We start from the raw sequence: 18,165 nt of genomic DNA, 5'->3' as shown, positions 1-18,165 counted from the left end.
GGGGGACCGGCGGGGCTCACAGGGAGGCCCGTTTCTATAGGAGGAGTACCTATGAAAATGATGAAGTATTTGACCACTGCCGCGATGCTGGCCGTTATGGCTATGGCAGCCCCGGCTGGTGCAGCGGACAAGGGTCTCGTTGGCGTTGCCATGCCGACCAAGTCGTCCGCTCGCTGGATCGCCGATGGCGATAACATGGTGAAGGTACTCAAGGATCGCGGTTACAATGTCGACCTGCAGTACGCAGAAGACGACATTCCGAACCAGCTTTCCCAGATCGAGAACATGGTAACCAAGGGCGCCAAGGTGCTCGTCGTTGCCTCGATCGACGGCACCACGCTGTCGGACGTTCTCAAGCAGGCTCATGACAAGGGCATCAAGGTCATCGCTTATGACCGCCTGATCCGCGAAACGCCGAATGTCGACTACTACGCGACCTTCGACAACTTCCAGGTCGGCGTTCAGCAAGCAACCTCGCTCGTCAAGGGCCTGAAGGCTGACACCGAAAAGGGTCCGTTCAACATCGAACTCTTCGGTGGTTCTCCGGACGACAACAACGCCTTCTTCTTCTACAACGGCGCCATGAGCGTTCTGCAGCCGCTGATCGACAAGGGCGTTCTGAAGGTTGGTTCCGGCCAGATCGGCATGGACAAGGTTGCCACGCTGCGTTGGGACCCGGCAACGGCCCAGGCTCGCATGGACGCCATCTTGTCTTCGACCTATTCCGACAAGAAGCTGAACGGCGTTCTGTCTCCTTATGATGGTATCTCCATCGGTATCCTGTCGTCGCTGAAGGGCGTCGGCTATGGCTCGGGCGGTCAGGCCATGCCGATCGTGACCGGCCAGGACGCTGAAGTTCCGTCCGTCAAGTCGATCATCGCTGGCGAACAGTACTCCACCATCTTCAAGGATACGCGCGACCTCGCCAAGGTAACCGTCGACATGGTTGACGCTGCCATGAGCGGCAAGGAGCCGACCGTCAACGACACCAAGACCTACGACAACGGCAAGAAGGTTGTTCCTTCCTACCTGCTGAAGCCGGTCGTCGTCGACAAGTCCAACTGGAAGCAGGTTCTGGTTGACAGCGGCTACTACAAGGAAGCCCAGGTCAAGTAAGACTCTTGAACCGCGCGGCGGGGTCACCGCCGCGCGGTCTTGCCCCATGGAGTGACCATGTCCGATACCGTTTCCAACGCCGAGAAGCCGCCAATTCTCGAAATGCGAGGCATTTCGAAGAGCTTTGGCGCCGTCAAGGCGCTTTCTGATGTCAGCTTTACCGTACGCGAGGGCGAGATTCACGCGCTCGTCGGTGAGAACGGCGCAGGCAAGTCGACCCTTATGAAGGTCCTGTCTGGCGTCTATCCGCACGGCTCCTATGAAGGCTCGATCCTTTTCGGTGGCGAAGAGCGGCAGTTTCGCGACATCAACGATTCTGAAAAGCTCGGCATCATCATCATTCATCAGGAGCTCGCGCTCATCCCACTGATGTCGATTGCCGAAAACATCTTTCTTCACACTGCGCCGTCCAAGTTCGGTATCATCGACCAGGACGAGCGCCGTCGGCGCACCAAGGCCCTGCTTGAAAAGGTGGGCCTGAGCGAAGCGCCTGAAATGCTGATTACCAATATCGGCGTCGGCAAGCAGCAGCTGGTCGAAATCGCCAAGGCGCTGTCGAAGGACGTGCGCCTGCTGATCCTCGACGAGCCGACCGCGTCTCTCAACGAGACCGACAGTGCCGCTCTGCTCGAGCTTCTCAAGGAATTCCGCCGCCGCGGCATCACTTCGATCATGATCAGCCACAAGCTGAACGAGATCACCGAGATCGCCGACCGCATCACGGTTCTGCGCGATGGCCGCACCGTCGGCACCATGGATTGCCATGCCGGTCCGGTCGATGAGGACGAGATCGTTCGCCGCATGGTCGATCGCGATCTCGACAGCCGCTATCCCAAGCGCGAACCCAAGATTGGCGATGTCGTCTTCGAAGTGGACAACTGGTCTGCCTATCACCCGCTGCATTCCGAGCGCCAGGTGGTCAAGAATGTCTCCATGAAGGTGCGTGCGGGCGAAATCGTCGGCATTTCCGGCCTCATGGGTGCTGGCCGTACGGAATTCGCCATGAGCCTGTTCGGTCGCTCCTGGGGCCGCAACATCACCGGCACCGCGAAGCTGCACGGCAAGGAAGTCGATCTTTCAGACGTGCCCAGGGCGATCAAGGCCGGCCTTGCCTATGTCACGGAAGACCGTAAGCACCTTGGTCTGGTACTTGCCGAAGACATCCGCAAGAACATTTCGCTTGCGCATCTCGCTGGCGTGTCCAATCGGGGCGTCATCGACGATATCGCCGAGATGAAGGTTGCACAGGAATTCCGCGGACGCATGCGCATCCGCAGCCACAATGTGTACCAGGAAACGGGCAAGCTTTCGGGGGGCAACCAGCAGAAGGTTGTGCTCTCGAAATGGCTCTTCACCGGGCCGGAAGTGCTGATCCTCGATGAGCCGACCCGCGGCATCGATGTCGGTGCAAAATATGAAATTTACACGATCATCAATGAACTTGCCGATAGCGGCAAGGCGGTGATCGTGATCTCGTCGGAAATGCCGGAATTGATCGGCATTTGCGACCGTATCGTGGTGATGCACGAAGGTGCGTTTGTCGGCGAGGTCGCCGGCGAGGAAGCCACGCAGGAAAATATCATGCGCGCCATCATGCGCCGCAAAGCGAGGGAACAATGAGCAACCCGTCGAATACCACGGCTGCTCCGCAGCAACAGCAGCGCGGCGCCGGCTTCTGGAAGGAAAACCTCCGCGAATATGGCATGCTGATATCGCTCCTCGCGATCGTCATCATCTTCGCCTATCTCACCAACGGCATCATTCTGAAGCCGCTGAACCTCACGAATATCATCCTGCAGAACAGCTATGTCGTCATTATGGCGCTCGGCATGCTGATGATCATCGTCACTGGCCACATCGACCTGTCGGTCGGTTCGGTGGCGGGCTTCATCGGCGGGTTCGGTGCGGTGCTGATGGTGCCGTATCACGTTGATTTCGCCGTTGCCTCGCTGATCTGCCTGGTTCTCGGCGGTATCATCGGCGCAGCGCAGGGCTATTTCATCGCCTATCTGCGTATTCCGTCCTTCATCGTCACGCTGGCGGGCATGCTCGTCTTCCGCGGTCTGATGATCACGGTTCTTGGCAGCCAGGCCATCGGCCCGTTTGATCCGAGCTTCCAGAAACTGTCGTCCGGCTTCATTCCGGAACTGATCTCCTCCGAAGGCAGCTTCTATATCACGTCCTTCATCATCGGCATCCTGCTGGCGGTTTTCCTCGTCTGGCAGAGCTATCAGAGCCGGGCACGCCATCTGTCGCATGGTGTTGAGACCGAGCCGCTCGCGTTCTTCATCGTCAAGAATGTCGTCGTATTCGGTATCATCGCCTACATCGCTTACTTGATCTCTTCCTATCGCGGCATGCCGAACGTGCTGATCATCATGGGCGTGCTGATCGCGGCCTATGCCTTCTTCACGAACCGCACCGTGATCGGCCGTCAGATATACGCTGTCGGCGGCAATGCACGCGCAGCCGAACTGTCGGGTATCAAGACGCAGCGTCTGGTGTTCTGGACCTTCGTGAACATGGGCGTTCTCGCAGCGCTGGCCGGTCTCGTGGTTGCCGCTCGCCTGAACAGCGCCACGCCGAAAGCCGGTACGGGTTTTGAGCTTGACGTCATCGCGGCCTGCTTCATCGGCGGCGCATCCGCTTACGGCGGCGTCGGCAAGGTCACCGGTGCAGTCATCGGCGCCTTCCTGATGGGTGTCATGAACAACGGCATGTCCATCCTCGGCATCGGCATCGACCTGCAGCAGGTCATCAAGGGCCTCGTGCTGCTGGGCGCCGTTTGCGTCGACGTCTACAACCAGCGCCGCTGATCGATCCATTGATCGCTTTCTCAGGGCCGCGGTCTCCGCAAGGGGACCGCGGCCTTTGCGTGTCAGGGCACGACTGTCAGACCGACCGGTTACCCGTTGGACGACTGAATGACCACAGAGTGTCGGCTGGTTCAAAAGCTGATAGGCTGGTAGCGGCGCTATGCCGGCATTATTTTCTGTCGTCCAAGGGAGAGTGAGCGATGAGCACGCCGAATGTACCGGTTCCCATGATCGAGGACATCCATGACGCCAAGGTTACCGCAGCGCATGCGTCGGGCGCAGCCGCACTTGGCGCTCTCGCAGTGGGGGCACTTGCCATTGGCGCGCTGGCGATCGGTGCATTGGCAATCGGCCGTTTACGGATCCGCCGTGCGCGCATCGACGCGCTCTCTGTCGGCACGTTGACAGTCGAACGGCTCAAGGTTCTTTCAAAAGATAGCTGACGTGGTCGTGCCTTCGGCCACGTCGATAACGCTTTGGCTTCTGCTCACCCCATCCGCTCGGATGCATAGCTTCCCGGGCTCGGCGGGAAGACGATGGTGCGGTTGCCGTTGATGAAGGTGCGGTGGTGGATATGCGCATGGATGGCACGGGCCAGCACCTGTGCTTCCACGTCGCGACCCAGCGAAACGTAATCATCCGGCGACTGCGCATGCGTGATGCGCACTGTGTCCTGCTCGATGATCGGACCTTCGTCGAGATCGGCGGTCACGTAATGGGCCGTGGCACCAATCAGCTTCACGCCGCGCTGGTAAGCCTGCTTGTAGGGATTGGCACCCTTGAAGCTCGGCAGGAAGGAGTGGTGGATGTTGATGATGCGGCCGGACATCTTCTTGCACAGATCATCCGACAGCACCTGCATGTAGCGGGCGAGGACGATGAGTTCCGTGCCCGTCTGCTCCACCACATCCATCAGCTGCGCTTCCGCCTGCGGCTTGTTTTCCTTCGTCACCTTGATGTGGTGGAAGGGAATGTCGTGGTTCACGACGACCTTCTGATAGTCGAAATGGTTGGAGACGACGCCGACGATATCGATCGGCAGCGCCCCGATCTTCCAGCGATAGAGCAGGTCGTTCAGGCAATGACCGAAGCGGGACACCATCAGCATCACCTTCATTCGCTCGGCGGCGTCGAAGATGTCGGCCTCCATCTGGAAGCGCTGGATGATCGGCTTGAGGCCTGTCAGTAGCGTGTCGCGATCCAGCCCTTCCTCGGAGATGAAGGAGATGCGCATGAAGAATTTGCTTGTATCGAAATCATCGAATTGGGAGCTGTCGACAATGTTGCAACCCTTCTCCGCCAGATAACCGGAAAGGGCGGCCACAATGCCCCTCGTCGTCGGGCAGGATACGGTCAGCACATAGCTTTTCATCGTCATTTCACTCCTGGCAAAGATCAACTCCGCATTACAAGCGGATCGTCATGGCAATAGCCGAGACCGGCAATATATCAAGGCGTTTCCTCCCTGATGTTGGAACGGTCTCGTTCTGTGGCCGGAGCTTAAGACACCGGTATAGGAAAACCGTTCCGCTTGCGTCTTCCTTCCGCTCAAAGCCGCCGTGCTTGATTTCAGTCAAGGTCATGACGCAGTTGCGAGGTAGATTGGCACTCATATTTGGCACTGCAGGATATTGTCATGCTCGAAGACCGCATCAGACGTCCCTCCCTTCTGGAACGCATCACCACGCCGCAGGCGGCGGCCAGTCTCATCGAGGACGGAATGATCATTGGCATGAGCGGCTTCACCCGCGCTGGTGACGCGAAGGCCGTGCCGATTGCCATGGCCGAACGCGCCAAGACCGATCCCTTCAAGATCACGCTGCTGACGGGTGCTTCGCTTGGCCACGACATCGACCGCATGCTGACCGAAGCGCATGTGCTGGCGCGCCGCATGCCCTTCCAGACGGATGCGACCTTGCGGGCTGCCATCAATCGCGGCGAGGTGATGTTCGTGGACCAGCACCTGTCGGAGACGGTAGAGCATCTGCGGTCAAACCAGCTTGGCCCGATTGATTACGCTATCATCGAGGCGGCGGCGATCCGTGAGGATGGGGGCATCATCCCATCCACCTCGATCGGCAATTCCGCGAGCTTCGCCATTCTCGCCAAGAAGATCATCGTGGAAATCAATCTGGCGCAGACGCTCGATCTGGAGGGGCTGCACGACATCTACATTCCCACAAAGCGCCCGACCCGTGAGGCGATCCCCGTCGTTGCCTGCGATACACATGCGGGCGTGCCCTATATCCCTGTGGATCCGGACAAGATCGCTGCCATCGTCATTACCGATGAGCAGGACAGCTTCTCCACCATCGAACCGGCGGATGCGGATACGCAGGCGATTGCCGATCATCTCATTGCCTTCTTCGAAAACGAAGTGAAGCTCGGCCGGCTGGACCTGACGCTGGACCCGCTGCAGGCGGGCATTGGCACCATCGCCAACTCCGTGCTGGCGGGCCTTGCCACCGGGCCGTTCCATCACCTGCGCATGTATAGCGAGGTGCTGCAGGACAGCACGTTCGATCTCTTCGATGCCGGCAAGCTGACCTTTGCATCCGGTTCGTCGATCACCCTGTCGTCAGCCTGTGCGAACCGCGTCTACCGCAATTTCGCCCATTACAAGGACCGGCTCATTCTCCGCCCGCAGGAGATCAGCAACCATCCGGAAGTCATCCGCAGGCTGGGCGTCATCGGCATTAACACGGCACTGGAGGCCGACATCTACGGCAATATCAACTCCACCCATGTCAACGGCACGCATATGATGAACGGCATTGGCGGCTCCGGTGACTTTGCCCGCAACGCCTATATCTCCATCTTTGTCACGAAGTCGCTCGCCAAGGGTGGACGTATTTCCTCCATCGTTCCCATGGTCGCACATGTGGATCACACTGAACATGATGTCGATATCATCGTGACGGAAAACGGACTGGCAGATCTGCGCGAGCTCGCACCGCGCGAACGCGCCGTCGAGGTGATCCGCAATTGCGCCCATCCGAGCTTCCGCGACGATCTCATGGATTACTTCGAGCGTGCCTGCGCACGCGGTGGCCATACGCCGCATCTCCTGGAAGAGGCGCTTTCCTGGCATATCCGCAGCCGCGATACGGGAACGATGAAAGCGGAAGGCGGGAAAGACCAGCCAAAGGTGCGGCTGGCTTGAAGTTAAGCAGCGACGACGGTTTGCGGTGTTTGAGGCAGACGGCGCGGTTCACTTCCTTCTCCCCGCTTGCGGGGAGAAGGGCACCGTTGCTCAGTCAAGTCATCAGCCTCAAGCCGCAGGCTGCTTGGTCTTGCGCAGATAGGGCAGGACCACGTCAAAAGAGCCGAACTTTTCCTTGGCCTCGTCGTCGGAGACGGCGGCGGTGATGATCACGTCATCGCCGTTTTGCCAGTTGGCTGGCGTTGCTACCTTGTGCTTGGCCGTCAGCTGGATGGAATCGATGGCACGCAGAATTTCGGCGAAGTTGCGGCCGGTCGTCATGGGATAGGTGAGGATCAGCTTGATCTTCTTGTCCGGGCCGATCACGTAAACAGAGCGCACGGTGGCGTTATCGGCAGGCGTGCGCCCCTCCGAGCTTTCGCCAGCGCCGGCGGGCAACATGTCATAGAGTTTTGCGACATTCAGGTTCTTGTCGCCAATCAGTGGATAGTTCACGTCAAAGCCGGTTGCGGTGCGGATGTCATCCTTCCACTTGCCATGGCTTTCGACCGGATCGACAGAGATCCCGATGATCTTTACGCCGCGCTTGCGGAACTCGCCTTCAAGGCCGGCCATGGCGCCGAGTTCAGTGGTGCAGACGGGTGTAAAGTTCTTCGGATGTGAGAAAAGAACGGCCCAGCCGTCACCGATCCATTCATGGAAGTTGATGGTGCCGGCGGTGGTCTCGGCAGTAAAATCCGGGGTGGTATCATTGATGCGCAGCGACACGGGAAAACTCCATTTGAGGTGGTCAGATGATGTCCCAAGATAGAGCTTTGACCTGTTCTTGCCAGACAAGTGCGTCTGCCATTGCGACTTCCGGCGCAAAATTCTTCCTCAAACCAGTATAGGCAGGTGGCGCTTGTTGCGCATCGTCGATGTCTTGACGATCATCAGCTGGCGTGATGCGGCGTCCAGGATGTCAAACCTTTGACATTTGAAATATCCCTTCGTACAGGTTTGAGAAAGCGATTTTGGGGAACAGCACTATGGGCGAAACGGATGCCGCTTCGGTCGATCTCGAGATCATCGCAGATGGTCCGCGCAGCAAGCCGGAAACCCGGCTATGGCTGCGAATGCTCTCCACGACCAAGCTGATCTCCACGGAAATCCGCAAGCGGTTGCGGGCGGAATTCGGCGCAACGCTTCCGCAGTTCGACCTGATGGCGCAGCTCTATCGCGAAAAGGACGGTTTGCGCCTTGGGGAAATTTCCAAGCGCACCATGGTTACCAATGGCAATATCACCGGCCTTGTGGAGCGGCTGGAGGTCGACGGTCTCGTGCTGCGGGAAACCCCGGATGGGGATCGCCGCGTGACGGTGGCGCGCCTGACTGCGCGTGGCACGGAGGTCTTTGCTGCCATGGCCGCAGCGCACGAGGGCTGGTTGCGCGATATGATGGCGGATGTCGATCCCGCGGTGATCTCGCATCTTTGGCATGACGTCGGGCGAGTGAAATCCTCCGTTGCCAATCATTTGTCCGGTGCTCCGGACGAATAGCTATCTCGCGCTTGCGAAGGCGCGCCATCTCGGCCAATACAATGAGATCATTGTGATACGGGTGTGGGGCGCACGCGCATGGCCGAACTACAGACAATCGTCAACGAGATCCATCAAGCGCTTCTTCCGCGCCTCGGTGAAGGCAAGGTAGCGGACTACATTCCGCAGCTTGCCCGTGTCGATCCGAAGAAGTTCGGGATTGCCGTCATCGATATCCATGGCCGTGTCTACAAGGCGGGGGATTGCGACGAGCCGTTTTCGATCCAGAGCGTGTCGAAGGTGTTCACGCTGACGCTGGCGCTCGGCAAGCATGGCGAGACCACCTGGAACCGGGTCGGTCGTGAACCTTCGGGCTCGGCCTTCAACTCCATCGTCCAGCTGGAGCATGAAAACGGCAAGCCGCGCAACCCTTTCATCAATGCCGGTGCGATCGCCATCAGCGATCTCGTGATGTCCGGCCACACGCCGCGCGAGGCGATCGGCGAGATCGTGCGCTTCGTGCAATATCTGGCGGATGACGAGACCATTGCCATCGACCCGGATGTAGCACGGTCCGAAACGGCCACGGGCTACCGCAATTTCGCATTGGCCAATTTTATGAAGTCCTTCGGCAAGCTCGATCATGCCGTCGATCATGTGCTGGGCGTCTATTTCCATCAGTGCGCCCTGGCCATGAGTTGCACGCAGTTGGCGCGCGCAGCGCTGTTTTTGGCCAACAACGGCAAGAACCCGCTCACTGGTCATACTGTCGTTTCCAGCCAGCGGGCGCGGCGCATCAACGCGCTGATGTTGACCTGCGGTCATTATGACGGCTCGGGTGATTTTGCCTATCATGTCGGCTTGCCTGGCAAGAGCGGTGTGGGGGGCGGCATCATGGCGGTGGCGCCGGGCAGGGCATCCGTTGCCGTCTGGTCCCCCGGCCTCAATCAGGTCGGTAACTCACTTCTGGGATCCGTTGCGCTGGAAATGCTGGCAGCGCGCACCGGTTGGTCCATTTTCGGTACCCAGCATTAGCACATAGCTCATCTGATATATTTATTCGCGACGAGCCGTTGTCATTTCGGTTGTGGTGACACAAGTTCCCGCTGAAATCGAATCATTCAGTCGATATGACTGCACGAGATCATCACCCGTTTCCCGGGAGATGCGGCAACGGGAGGATTTGGCAGATGCCAATTCCTCCCGGATTTCGATAGGGACGATAGAGGTTGCCTCGCCGCTTTCTGCGGCCTAACCTGCTATTTCTTCTCAACAGAATTCCCCGGCAGGACCTTCATGACATCCATCGATTTGATCGAAGCCGCACGCCAGCGCATTGGCGGGCGCGCCTTGCGCACGCCGCTCCTGAACTCTCCCTTTCTGGACGAAATTGCGGGACGTCGCGTCTTCGTCAAAGCGGAATGCCTGCAACTGACCGGGTCATTCAAATTCCGCGGCGCATGGTCGGCGATTTCTGCGCTGGAACCGGATGTGCGAGCACGCGGTGTGCTGGCCTTTTCCTCCGGCAACCATGCCCAGGGCGTTGCCCTGGCGGCGAAGATGCATGGCATTGCTGCCGTCATAATCATGCCTTCGGATGCGCCGCGCCTGAAGATCGCCAATACGCGGGACTATGGCGCGGAGGTCGTGCTCTACGATCGGGAAAAGGAGGATCGCGATGCCATCGGCGCCAAGCTCTCTGCCGAACGCGGACTGACGCTGGTCAAGCCATTCGATAATGAGCAGGTGATTGCCGGGCAGGGGACGATCGGCCTGGAGATTGCCGAGCAGGCGGCCGAACTCGGCATTGAAAAGGCTGATGTTCTGGTCTGTTGTGGCGGCGGCGGCATGACAGCCGGGATTGCGCTGGCGCTGGAGGCGCGTGCACCGCATCTGAAGGTCCGGCCCGTGGAGCCGCAAGGTTTCGACGATGCCGGGCGATCGCTAAAGGCTGGGAAGATCGAGCGGAACGAAAGCCTGGGGGGCTCCGTATGTGACGCGATCCTCACGCCGCAGCCGGGCAATATCACCTTTCCCATCCTATCCAGACTGTGCGGGCCGGGGCTGGCAGTCAGCGACGAGGAAGCCATGCGCGCCGTGGCGCTTGCCTATTCGCGTCTGAAGATCGTGGCCGAGCCAGGCGGTATCGTCGCGCTGGCTGCTGCCCTCTTCCGCAAGGACGAGATTGCCGGCGACACCGTCATAGCTACTTGCTCGGGCGGCAATGTGGATGTCGAGGTGTTTCAGGATGCACTCAACCGCTATGCCTGATCAGAGTTTTGCTTCCTTCTCGCGCTCGATCTTGTCCATCACCTTTTCCGGGTGAACGTCCCGCGTCAGTTCGGCGATTTCCGCATCGAGCGAGGTGCGGATGTTCATCTGCTGTGCCATCTCGGCGACCAGCGCCAGCAGGCGGGTCGTCTCATGCTCGTGCAGCAGCGAGATCTGCAAGTTGAGATCGGCCCGCTTGTCATCTGCTGCGGCCATTCGGTTCTGGCTGATCAGCACGAAAGTGGAGAGAAAGATCGCTTCCACGGATGCCACCATGGCCAGCACAACGAGCGATGGATCGAAGGGCTTAACGAGCGGCAGGATGCCGACATTGATCAGGATCCAGACACCGAAGATGGCGAGATGCAGATAGACGAAGACCATGCTGCCGGCAAAGCCGGTGATTATGTCTGCAAGCTTGTCCTGAAAGCTCACCTCCACCGTATCGCGCTTGCGGCGTGCCAAGAGCGCCGCAATATTGTGGTCCAGCGTGCGGGTCATGGCATCCGCGCCGGACGGGGAGGGATCGTAGGTCGGGGAGCTTTGATCGAGCATGGGTGTCCCATCTGTGATGAAAGCTCTCTAACCGTTCAAACACCGGTCGCGTTCCTGCGGCCTCAATCCCGATGGCGGCCATAGATGCAGTCGAGGATATCGGCAACATCGACCAGCCGGTCTGCGGCGGGATCGAAACGCTCGCCGCGTGCCAGCCGCTTGGCCCAATCGGCTGCGGCGCGGCCACCCCAGTCGTCCGGCGGTTCGCACAGTAATTCCCGCGATGTGCCGCGAAACCGCTCGGAGGTGAAATCGTAGAAGGAGCCGTTGACGTTTCGGAGTGCCGCGCCGCCATTCGTGCCATGGAAGTCGGCGGAAATGATCGCATCCTGGCCTGCCTGCAGCCGCCAGGAACAGGCGATGCGGATGACCGCGCCGGTTTCCAGTTCGATTGTCGCGACCGCATAATCCTCAATGCGGTCGCTCTCACCGGAGATAGGCACGCCGCCGCTGAAGAGATGGCTGCGGATCTGGCTCACTGCTGGAAAATCCAGGCACCAGAGCGCCATGTCGACCAGATGCACGCCGAGATCCATCACGCAGCCGCCGCCGGACAGGGCCTTTTCATAGAACCACGGCTTGTCCGGTCCATAGGCATTATGGAAGACGAGGTCGCCGGAGAACACTGTGCCCAAGCCGACAGAGCGGATCAGTTCGCGGATCTTCTGCAGGCCCTCCGTGTGGCGATAGGAGAGATCGACGGAGAGCAGGCGGTCGTTTTCACGTGCCGCATCCACCACCGCCTGCACTTCCGCAACATTGCGACCCAGCGGCTTTTGACAGAACACCGCCTTGCCGCTTTTGAGAACCGCAATCGATTGCTCCGCATGCTGCGCGCTCGGCGTTGCAATCACCACGCCGTCAAGATCCTCATCCAGCAGCGCATTCAGCCCATCAACGGGTTTGGCAGCTGGGGCGAGCTTCAGGGCTTCATCCATCATCTCGGGCGAGGGATCGGAGATCGCCACCGCCTGCGCCAAGCCGGTTTCCAGAATGGCCTGCATGCGGTGACGGCCAATCCAGCCGACGCCCAGGAAACCCAGCCGCAGTGGCCGCGTGGTGTTGGTCAGAACCTGTTCGGCCAGCATCTCGTTCATGGGTACGTCACCAGTGCCTTGAGGAAGCCGTCCGGGCGGTCGCGCGTCGCGTCCAGCGCGTCTCCCAGGCCATCCAGCGGGAATGTGTGGGTATAGAGAGAGGAAGGGTCCAGCCTGCCGCTGGCGACCGCTTCGACGGCTTCGCGAATACCCTGCCGGTAGATTTCGGGATCGCGTTCATGCGCGTTGATGACGTCGATGCCGCGCCAGTTCCACAGCTGCATGTTGATCTGCCGCGGGCCATCCTGGTGGTAGCCGGCCACAATCATTCGACCACGCTCGCGCGTGAGCTCAGCTGCAAGATCGAGCGGCCACTGCTTGCCCACGGCCTCGATCACACGGTCGGCGAATTGCCCGCCCGTCAATTCCTTCACCCGCGCGATGATCTGCCAGTGGTCCTCCATGGGGATGACCTCGGCGGCTCCCATGCGCTTTGCGATATCGAGCGAATAGGCGCGGCGGGAAATCGCGATGACGCGTGTACCCACCTTTGCCGCAAGCTGGGTGAGCAGCGCGCCGAGAAAGCCGATACCGATGATGACGACCGTCTGGCCAGCCTGGATTTCAGCCCGGCGAAAGATGTTCATGGCGCAGCCGAGCGGCTCGCCGGGGAAAGGCTTTCCGTCCAGCTCTGGCGGCAGTTTAACCACCGCATCGGCCTTCGCAATGTCATGGCTGGCATAGGCGTGATAGGAAAGCGCCGCCACGCGGTCGCCCACATCAAGGTCGTTGACATTTTCACCCACGGCATCGATGACACCCCAGCCTTCATGGCCCAACCCGCCGGGCTCCGTCGGAAACTGCATCCAGTCCGGCCCGGCCCAAGGGGTGAGATTGGAGGCGCAGACGCCGCAGCCTTCCAGACGGATCCGGATCTCGCCAGATTTCGGCTTCGGCAGCGCCACCTGTTTGATCGTCAACTCACCGGCGCCGGTGATGATCGCGGCCCGCATTGTGCCTGCGGGCACTTCAGCGGGGTGAGGTGTCGCTGTCCGTTTGGAAATGCTGTCCATCCCAAGTCCTTCTGTCTTCCTGGTTCACACGATACGCGCGCGTGGCGCGACGGTAACAAGAAAAGGCGGGAAGGGTTCCTGATGAAGAAGACATTGATGATGTCATTCAAGAAGTCATAGGCGGCAGGCCACCGCTACAGCCTTCCGGAAAAAGCAGGATTTCGCCGGGGAACATTTGCATGTGCCGCTTGTTCAGCCCGGGAACGCTTCATCATCATCCCCTCATATACAGGCGAAAACCCGTGTCTCAGAAGGTACTTATCACAGGCGGCTGCGGCTTCATCGGACGCTATGTCGTCCAGGAACTTTTGCGCGCCGGGCATCAGGTTCGCATCCTTGATGCTTTGATCGACCAGGTACATGGCGATACCGGCGGCACCATTCCAGAAGGCGCAGACTTCATCCACGGCGACGTCTGTGATCAGGACAAGGTAAAGGAAGCGCTGCAGGGAGTCGACAGCGTCATTCATCTGGCCGCGGAAGTTGGCGTCGGCCAGTCCATGTACGAGATCGCCCGGTATGTGGGCGGCAACGATCTCGGCACCGCCGTTCTGCTGGAATCGATGATCGGCCTGCCCGTCAAGCGCATCGTCGTTGCCTCCTCCATGAGCGTGTACGGCGAAGGTCTGTACATGACGGATGATGGGCGTCGTCTCGGCCAGGTGCGCCGCAAGGCTGCCCGTATCAAGGCGGGCGAATGGGAACCGTTGGGGCCGGAAGGCGAGCACCTGAAGCCTGCGCCAACCGACGAGGAAAAACCTGTTGATCTCGCCTCCATCTACGCGCTGACCAAATATTTCCAGGAACGCGCGGTGCTGATCTACGGCGAAGCCTATGGCGTTGAGGCCGTGGCGTTGCGCCTGTTCAATGTGTTCGGTCCCGGTCAGGCGCTTTCCAACCCCTATACCGGCGTACTCGCCAATTTTGCATCTCGCATCGCCAACGGCCAGTCGCCGATGATCTTCGAGGACGGCAAGCAGCGCCGCGATTTCGTGCATGTGGAGGATGTTGCGCGGGCCTTCCGCCTCGCGTTGGAAAAGCCGCGCGTCAGCGGCCACACCATCAATGTGGGCAGTGGCCAGTCCTACTCCGTTTCTGAAGTAGCGACGATGCTGGCGGACGCCATGGGCGCGCCCCAGCTTGGGCCGGAAATCCTGCACAAGGCGCGTTCGGGCGATATCCGCAACTGCTTCTCCGACATCTCCAAGGCGCGCGAACTCTTAGGATTCGAGCCGACCCACAGACTGGAAAACTCGCTCGGCGAATTGGCGGAGTGGGTGCGCAGCGCCGGCGCCATCGATCGCGGCGCTGAAATGAAACGTCAGCTGGAAGAACGGGGGTTGGTCTCTTGAGTATACCCGAGTCATCGCCTTCCGGACGCAAGTTCGGCTTTGTCGAGTGGTTTCGTCCCGGCGAGTATGAGCGGACGGAGCAGGTGCTGCCGGATCTCATCAAAAGCGGCGCGAGCTATCTCAGAACGCATCTCTCCTGGGCGGAATATCTGGCGCCCGGTGGCGAGGAGTGGTTCGACTGGCTGATCCCGAAGCTCGGGCGGGAAATCGATCTTCTGCCGTGCGTGCATTACACGCCGCCATCCCTCTCACGCACCGGCCGATCGAATGGCGCGCCCTTGGTGCTGAAGGACTATGCCGATTTCGTCGATCATGTGCTGAGCCGCTACGGCCAGCATTTCCGCCATATCGAGCTCTGGAACGAGCCGAACAACCTGCTCGACTGGGATTGGCGGGAGGATGCCGATTTCCAGCTGTTCTGCGAAATGGTGGGCGGCGCTGCCTATTGGGCCAAGCATCGCGGCTGGAGCCCGGTGCTCGGCGGTCCGTGCCCCTTTGATCCCATGTGGCTGAACCTGATGGGCGAGCGCGGCGTGCTGCAGGTGGTGGATGCCGTTGGCTTCCACGGCTTTCCCGGCACCTGGGAGAGCGAGGAGGGCAGCTGGGGCGGCTGGGACATGCATCTCGGCGAGATGCGCGCGGTTCTCAACCGGCATAACCCCGCCACGGAGATCTGGATTACCGAGACTGGCTATTCCACCTGGCGCAGCGACGAGATGGAGCAGGCGCGGCGCTTCACGAAGGCGCTGCAGGTGCCGGCGGATCGCATGTACTGGTATGGCTGGGCGGATGTGCCGCCCGATGTCGCCGTGCAGGAAGGCTTCTGGTTTGATCCGCGCCATTACCATCTGGGTGCGGTGACGCACGACAACCAGCCGAAGCTCCTGGCGCGCCTGTTGATGGAAGGCGGCGTGGAGCGCCTGAAGGCGGTGACGAAACTGGCGACGCCGCATGTGGCGACCGGGGCCGCCCCGATCGTGATTACGGGCGGCAGTGGCTTTATCGGTTCCAATCTCGCGGACAGTTTCCTGGCGGAGGGCGAGGATGTCATCATTCTCGACAATCTGGGCCGCCCTGGCGTCGACCAGAACCTGGCCTGGCTGACGGAACGGCATGGGGACCGCGTCCACCCCGTCCTGATGGATATCCGCGACCCACGCGGCATCGATGCGGCTTTCAAGGATGCCAAGGCGGTGTTTCACCTCGCCGCCCAGACGGCGGTGACCACCAGCCTGGTTTCCCCCATTGACGATTTCGAGGCCAATGCGCGCGGCACCATCAATGTGCTGGAAGCTGTAAGGAAAGCGGGCAAGAAAGCGCCGGTGATTTTCGCCAGCACCAACAAGGTCTATGGCGCGCTGGAAGATCTCCAGATGCTCGACATGGACGATCGCTATATCCCGGCCGATGAAAGCATACGCGCTTTCGGCATTGATGAACGCCGCCCGCTCGATTTCTGCACGCCCTATGGCTGCTCCAAGGGCGTGGCGGATCAGTATGTTCTCGATTACGCAAAGTCCTTCGGCATCCCCACAGCGGTTCTCAGAATGAGCTGCATCTATGGCCCGCGCCAGTTCGGCACGGAGGATCAGGGCTGGGTGGCGCATTTCCTGATCCGCGCGCTCTCCGGCGAGCCCATTTCCATCTATGGGGACGGCAAGCAGGTGCGCGACATCCTGCATGTGAGCGACGCGGTGGCGGCCTATCGCAGCGTGCTTTCGACCATAGACAGCGTGAAAGGCCGCGTCTTCAACCTCGGCGGCGGTCCGCATAATTCCGTCAGCATCCTCTCCGTTCTGCGCGAGATTGAAAAACTCATCGGCGCGCCTCTAAAGACCAGCTTTGGCGACTGGCGCGCCGGCGACCAGTTCTACTTCGTCGCCGATACCCGGCGCCTGGAGGAAGAACTCGGTTGGCAGGCGCGCATGCGCTGGCGCAGCGGCTTGCGGGATCTGGCCGAGTGGCTGGTGGAAAACCGTTTCGGCGGTCGCATCGCCCTGGAAGAGCCGCTGCGGGTGATGGCATGACCGCGTCGCTTGCTCCTCCCCACCGCATCCTGATGACACTCGATGCGGTTGGCGGCGTTTGGCGCTACGCCATGGATCTCGCCGCAGCCCTTGGCGGACAGGGCGCCGAGATCGTGTTTACCGGTTTTGGGCCTGAACCCTCCGAGGCACAAAGGGAGGAGGCGGAAGCCATCGGCAGGCTGGAATGGCAGGCCGCGCCGCTCGACTGGCTGGCATCAGGGCCGGATGAATTGGCAGAAGTGCCGCGTCTCATCGAGGGTCTGGTGAGGCGTCACGATGTGGATCTAGTCCATCTCAACCTTCCCTCGCAGGCGGCGGGGCTTAAGGTTTCGGTACCAGTCGTCGTGGTCTCGCATTCCTGCGTTGTCACATGGTTTCAAGCCGTGCGCGGGCATGACGTGCCCGGTGAATGGGCCTGGCAGAAGCGGCTGAACGCAGAAGGCTTGGCACGGGCGGATGCCGTGGTGGTTCCAAGTCGTTCGCATGGCGAACAGGTTCAAGCCGCCTATGGTCCACTGGATCGGCTGCAGGTGGTGGCAAATGCCACGACCGTGGAAGAGGTGCAGCCGGAAAAGCAGCTGTTTGCCTTTTCTGCCGGGCGCTGGTGGGACGAGGGGAAGAATGGTTGCGTTCTGGACGAGGCGTCCGTTCTGACGGATCATGCCGTTGTCATGGCCGGTGCCACGCATGGACCGAATGGCGAGCATCGGCATCTGCGCCACGCCGATGATCGCGGGCCTTTACCGCACGCGCAGGTTCTGGCGCTGATGCGATCCGCTGCCATCTTTGTTTCGCCCTCGCGTTACGAACCATTTGGCCTGGCGCCGCTGGAGGCGGCTCGCTCCGACTGCGCGCTCGTTCTCGCTGACATCCCGACCTATCGCGAACTTTGGGAGGACTGCGCCATCTTCGTCGATCCCGGCGATGCGCAAGGCTTTGCCGATGCCATCGATCAGCTTTGCGAGGATCATGGCCTGCGCAAGCGGCTGGCGGCCATGGCGCGGCTGAGGTCTCGCGCCTTCACACCTGACGCGCAGTGTGAAGCGATGCTCGCCATTTATGCCCAAGCCCAGTCTCGCCTGCTTGAGACAGGCGCCAATGACGAAAAAGACCCCGCCCCAAACCCCTCCCCACAAGGGGGAGGGGTTTACAGCGCCGCACCTTCTGAGCACGGATCTGGTTCAACGGAAGCAGCCAGTCTCTCCCCCCTTGTGGCGGGGTCCGAAGGACGGGGCGAG

At 60.3% G+C, this 18,165-nt stretch carries 15 protein-coding genes and 1 pseudogene; 11 read left to right on the top strand and 5 right to left on the bottom strand.

All coding sequences use genetic code 11. The annotated features are described in order from the left end of the window. Positions 1-57 precede the first annotated feature (57 nt). The 4 genes from chvE (at position 58) to Q2T52_RS21285 (ending at position 4,375) form a co-directional block, all read left to right on the top strand. The gene (gene chvE / locus Q2T52_RS21300) at positions 58-1,116 is read left to right on the top strand and encodes a multiple monosaccharide ABC transporter substrate-binding protein (protein ID WP_436799572.1); all 1,059 of its coding nucleotides are present in this window, start codon (positions 58-60) and stop codon (positions 1,114-1,116) included. A gap of 57 nt (positions 1,117-1,173) precedes the next feature. Next, positions 1,174-2,736 (top strand): multiple monosaccharide ABC transporter ATP-binding protein, encoded by a 1,563-nt coding sequence (mmsA, locus tag Q2T52_RS21295; protein WP_302078872.1) that lies wholly within the window; start codon positions 1,174-1,176, stop codon positions 2,734-2,736. Then, entirely contained in the window at positions 2,733-3,932 is a 1,200-nt protein-coding gene (gene mmsB, locus Q2T52_RS21290; protein WP_302078871.1) for a multiple monosaccharide ABC transporter permease, read from the top strand. Before mmsA ends, mmsB begins: the two co-directional genes overlap by 4 nt. Before the next feature lie 200 nt (positions 3,933-4,132). After that, a complete protein-coding gene (locus tag Q2T52_RS21285) occupies positions 4,133-4,375 on the top strand; it encodes a hypothetical protein (RefSeq protein WP_302078870.1) in 243 nt (80 codons plus the stop codon). 44 nt (positions 4,376-4,419) lie between these two features. Here Q2T52_RS21285 and purU read toward each other — a convergent pair whose 3' ends face one another. Further along, on the bottom strand, positions 4,420-5,304 hold the full coding sequence (purU, locus tag Q2T52_RS21280; RefSeq protein WP_302078936.1) for a formyltetrahydrofolate deformylase: 885 nt from the start codon (positions 5,302-5,304) through the stop codon (positions 4,420-4,422). Between the two features lie 264 nt (positions 5,305-5,568). On the opposite strand from purU, the gene scpC reads away from it, so the two are divergent. Further along, on the top strand, positions 5,569-7,095 hold the full coding sequence (gene scpC / locus Q2T52_RS21275) for a succinyl-CoA:acetate CoA-transferase ScpC (RefSeq protein WP_302078869.1): 1,527 nt from the start codon (positions 5,569-5,571) through the stop codon (positions 7,093-7,095). A gap of 108 nt (positions 7,096-7,203) precedes the next feature. Here the strand turns inward: scpC and Q2T52_RS21270 are convergent, their stop codons facing one another. Further along, positions 7,204-7,863, bottom strand: a complete 660-nt coding sequence (locus Q2T52_RS21270) for a peroxiredoxin (RefSeq protein ID WP_302078867.1) — start codon at positions 7,861-7,863, stop codon at positions 7,204-7,206. 260 nt (positions 7,864-8,123) lie between these two features. Here Q2T52_RS21270 and Q2T52_RS21265 point away from each other — a divergent pair, with 260 nt between their 5' ends. The 3 genes from Q2T52_RS21265 to Q2T52_RS21255 all read left to right on the top strand — a co-directional run bounded on the left by Q2T52_RS21265 (position 8,124) and on the right by Q2T52_RS21255 (position 10,883). Next, positions 8,124-8,633 (top strand): MarR family winged helix-turn-helix transcriptional regulator, encoded by a 510-nt coding sequence (locus Q2T52_RS21265; protein WP_302078865.1) that lies wholly within the window; start codon positions 8,124-8,126, stop codon positions 8,631-8,633. A gap of 78 nt (positions 8,634-8,711) precedes the next feature. Beyond that, positions 8,712-9,647 (top strand): glutaminase, encoded by a 936-nt coding sequence (locus Q2T52_RS21260; RefSeq protein ID WP_302078864.1) that lies wholly within the window; start codon positions 8,712-8,714, stop codon positions 9,645-9,647. Between the two features lie 261 nt (positions 9,648-9,908). Continuing rightward, positions 9,909-10,883, top strand: coding sequence for a threonine ammonia-lyase (locus tag Q2T52_RS21255; protein WP_302078863.1), 975 nt, complete (start codon positions 9,909-9,911; stop codon positions 10,881-10,883). Here the strand turns inward: Q2T52_RS21255 and Q2T52_RS21250 are convergent, their stop codons facing one another. The 3 genes from Q2T52_RS21250 to Q2T52_RS21240 all read right to left on the bottom strand — a co-directional run bounded on the left by Q2T52_RS21250 (position 10,884) and on the right by Q2T52_RS21240 (position 13,548). Then, entirely contained in the window at positions 10,884-11,438 is a 555-nt protein-coding gene (locus Q2T52_RS21250; protein WP_302078862.1) for a DUF1003 domain-containing protein, read from the bottom strand. A gap of 62 nt (positions 11,439-11,500) precedes the next feature. Next, positions 11,501-12,535 carry a Gfo/Idh/MocA family protein gene (locus tag Q2T52_RS21245; RefSeq protein WP_302078861.1) on the bottom strand — a complete coding sequence of 345 codons (1,035 nt, stop codon included), beginning with the start codon at positions 12,533-12,535 and terminating at the stop codon, positions 11,501-11,503. Further along, positions 12,532-13,548, bottom strand: a complete 1,017-nt coding sequence (locus Q2T52_RS21240; RefSeq protein ID WP_436799569.1) for an MDR/zinc-dependent alcohol dehydrogenase-like family protein — start codon at positions 13,546-13,548, stop codon at positions 12,532-12,534. Before Q2T52_RS21240 ends, Q2T52_RS21245 begins: the two co-directional genes overlap by 4 nt. Positions 13,549-13,790: 242 nt before the next feature. On the opposite strand from Q2T52_RS21240, the gene Q2T52_RS21235 reads away from it, so the two are divergent. The 3 genes and pseudogenes from Q2T52_RS21235 to Q2T52_RS21225 form a co-directional block, all read left to right on the top strand. Continuing rightward, positions 13,791-14,900 (top strand): NAD-dependent epimerase/dehydratase family protein, encoded by a 1,110-nt coding sequence (locus tag Q2T52_RS21235; protein ID WP_302078860.1) that lies wholly within the window; start codon positions 13,791-13,793, stop codon positions 14,898-14,900. Then, a complete protein-coding gene (locus Q2T52_RS21230) occupies positions 14,897-16,927 on the top strand; it encodes an NAD-dependent epimerase/dehydratase family protein (RefSeq protein WP_302078859.1) in 2,031 nt (676 codons plus the stop codon). Before Q2T52_RS21235 ends, Q2T52_RS21230 begins: the two co-directional genes overlap by 4 nt. A 32-nt stretch (positions 16,928-16,959) precedes the next feature. Then, a pseudogene (locus Q2T52_RS21225) lies at positions 16,960-18,003 on the top strand (glycosyltransferase family 4 protein); the annotation flags it as partial. Positions 18,004-18,165 lie beyond the last annotated feature (162 nt).

The sequence above is a fragment of the Rhizobium oryzicola genome (genome assembly GCF_030504645.1).
GTDB lineage: Bacteria > Pseudomonadota > Alphaproteobacteria > Rhizobiales > Rhizobiaceae > Neorhizobium > Neorhizobium oryzicola.
The sequence above is the reverse complement of the archived record's forward strand: the minus strand, read 5'-3'. Positions and strand labels throughout refer to the sequence as shown.

Coding starts and splice junctions, on each gene's coding strand:
- chvE (WP_436799572.1), top strand. CDS start 58: ATGATGAAGTATTTGACCACTGCCGCGATGCTGGCCGTTATGGCTATG.
- Q2T52_RS21265 (WP_302078865.1), top strand. CDS start 8,124: ATGGGCGAAACGGATGCCGCTTCGGTCGATCTCGAGATCATCGCAGAT.
- Q2T52_RS21285 (WP_302078870.1), top strand. CDS start 4,133: ATGAGCACGCCGAATGTACCGGTTCCCATGATCGAGGACATCCATGAC.
- mmsB (WP_302078871.1), top strand. CDS start 2,733: ATGAGCAACCCGTCGAATACCACGGCTGCTCCGCAGCAACAGCAGCGC.
- mmsA (WP_302078872.1), top strand. CDS start 1,174: ATGTCCGATACCGTTTCCAACGCCGAGAAGCCGCCAATTCTCGAAATG.
- Q2T52_RS21255 (WP_302078863.1), top strand. CDS start 9,909: ATGACATCCATCGATTTGATCGAAGCCGCACGCCAGCGCATTGGCGGG.
- purU (WP_302078936.1), bottom strand. CDS start 5,304: ATGAAAAGCTATGTGCTGACCGTATCCTGCCCGACGACGAGGGGCATT.
- Q2T52_RS21245 (WP_302078861.1), bottom strand. CDS start 12,535: ATGAACGAGATGCTGGCCGAACAGGTTCTGACCAACACCACGCGGCCA.
- Q2T52_RS21250 (WP_302078862.1), bottom strand. CDS start 11,438: ATGCTCGATCAAAGCTCCCCGACCTACGATCCCTCCCCGTCCGGCGCG.
- Q2T52_RS21260 (WP_302078864.1), top strand. CDS start 8,712: ATGGCCGAACTACAGACAATCGTCAACGAGATCCATCAAGCGCTTCTT.
- Q2T52_RS21240 (WP_436799569.1), bottom strand. CDS start 13,548: ATGGACAGCATTTCCAAACGGACAGCGACACCTCACCCCGCTGAAGTG.
- scpC (WP_302078869.1), top strand. CDS start 5,569: ATGCTCGAAGACCGCATCAGACGTCCCTCCCTTCTGGAACGCATCACC.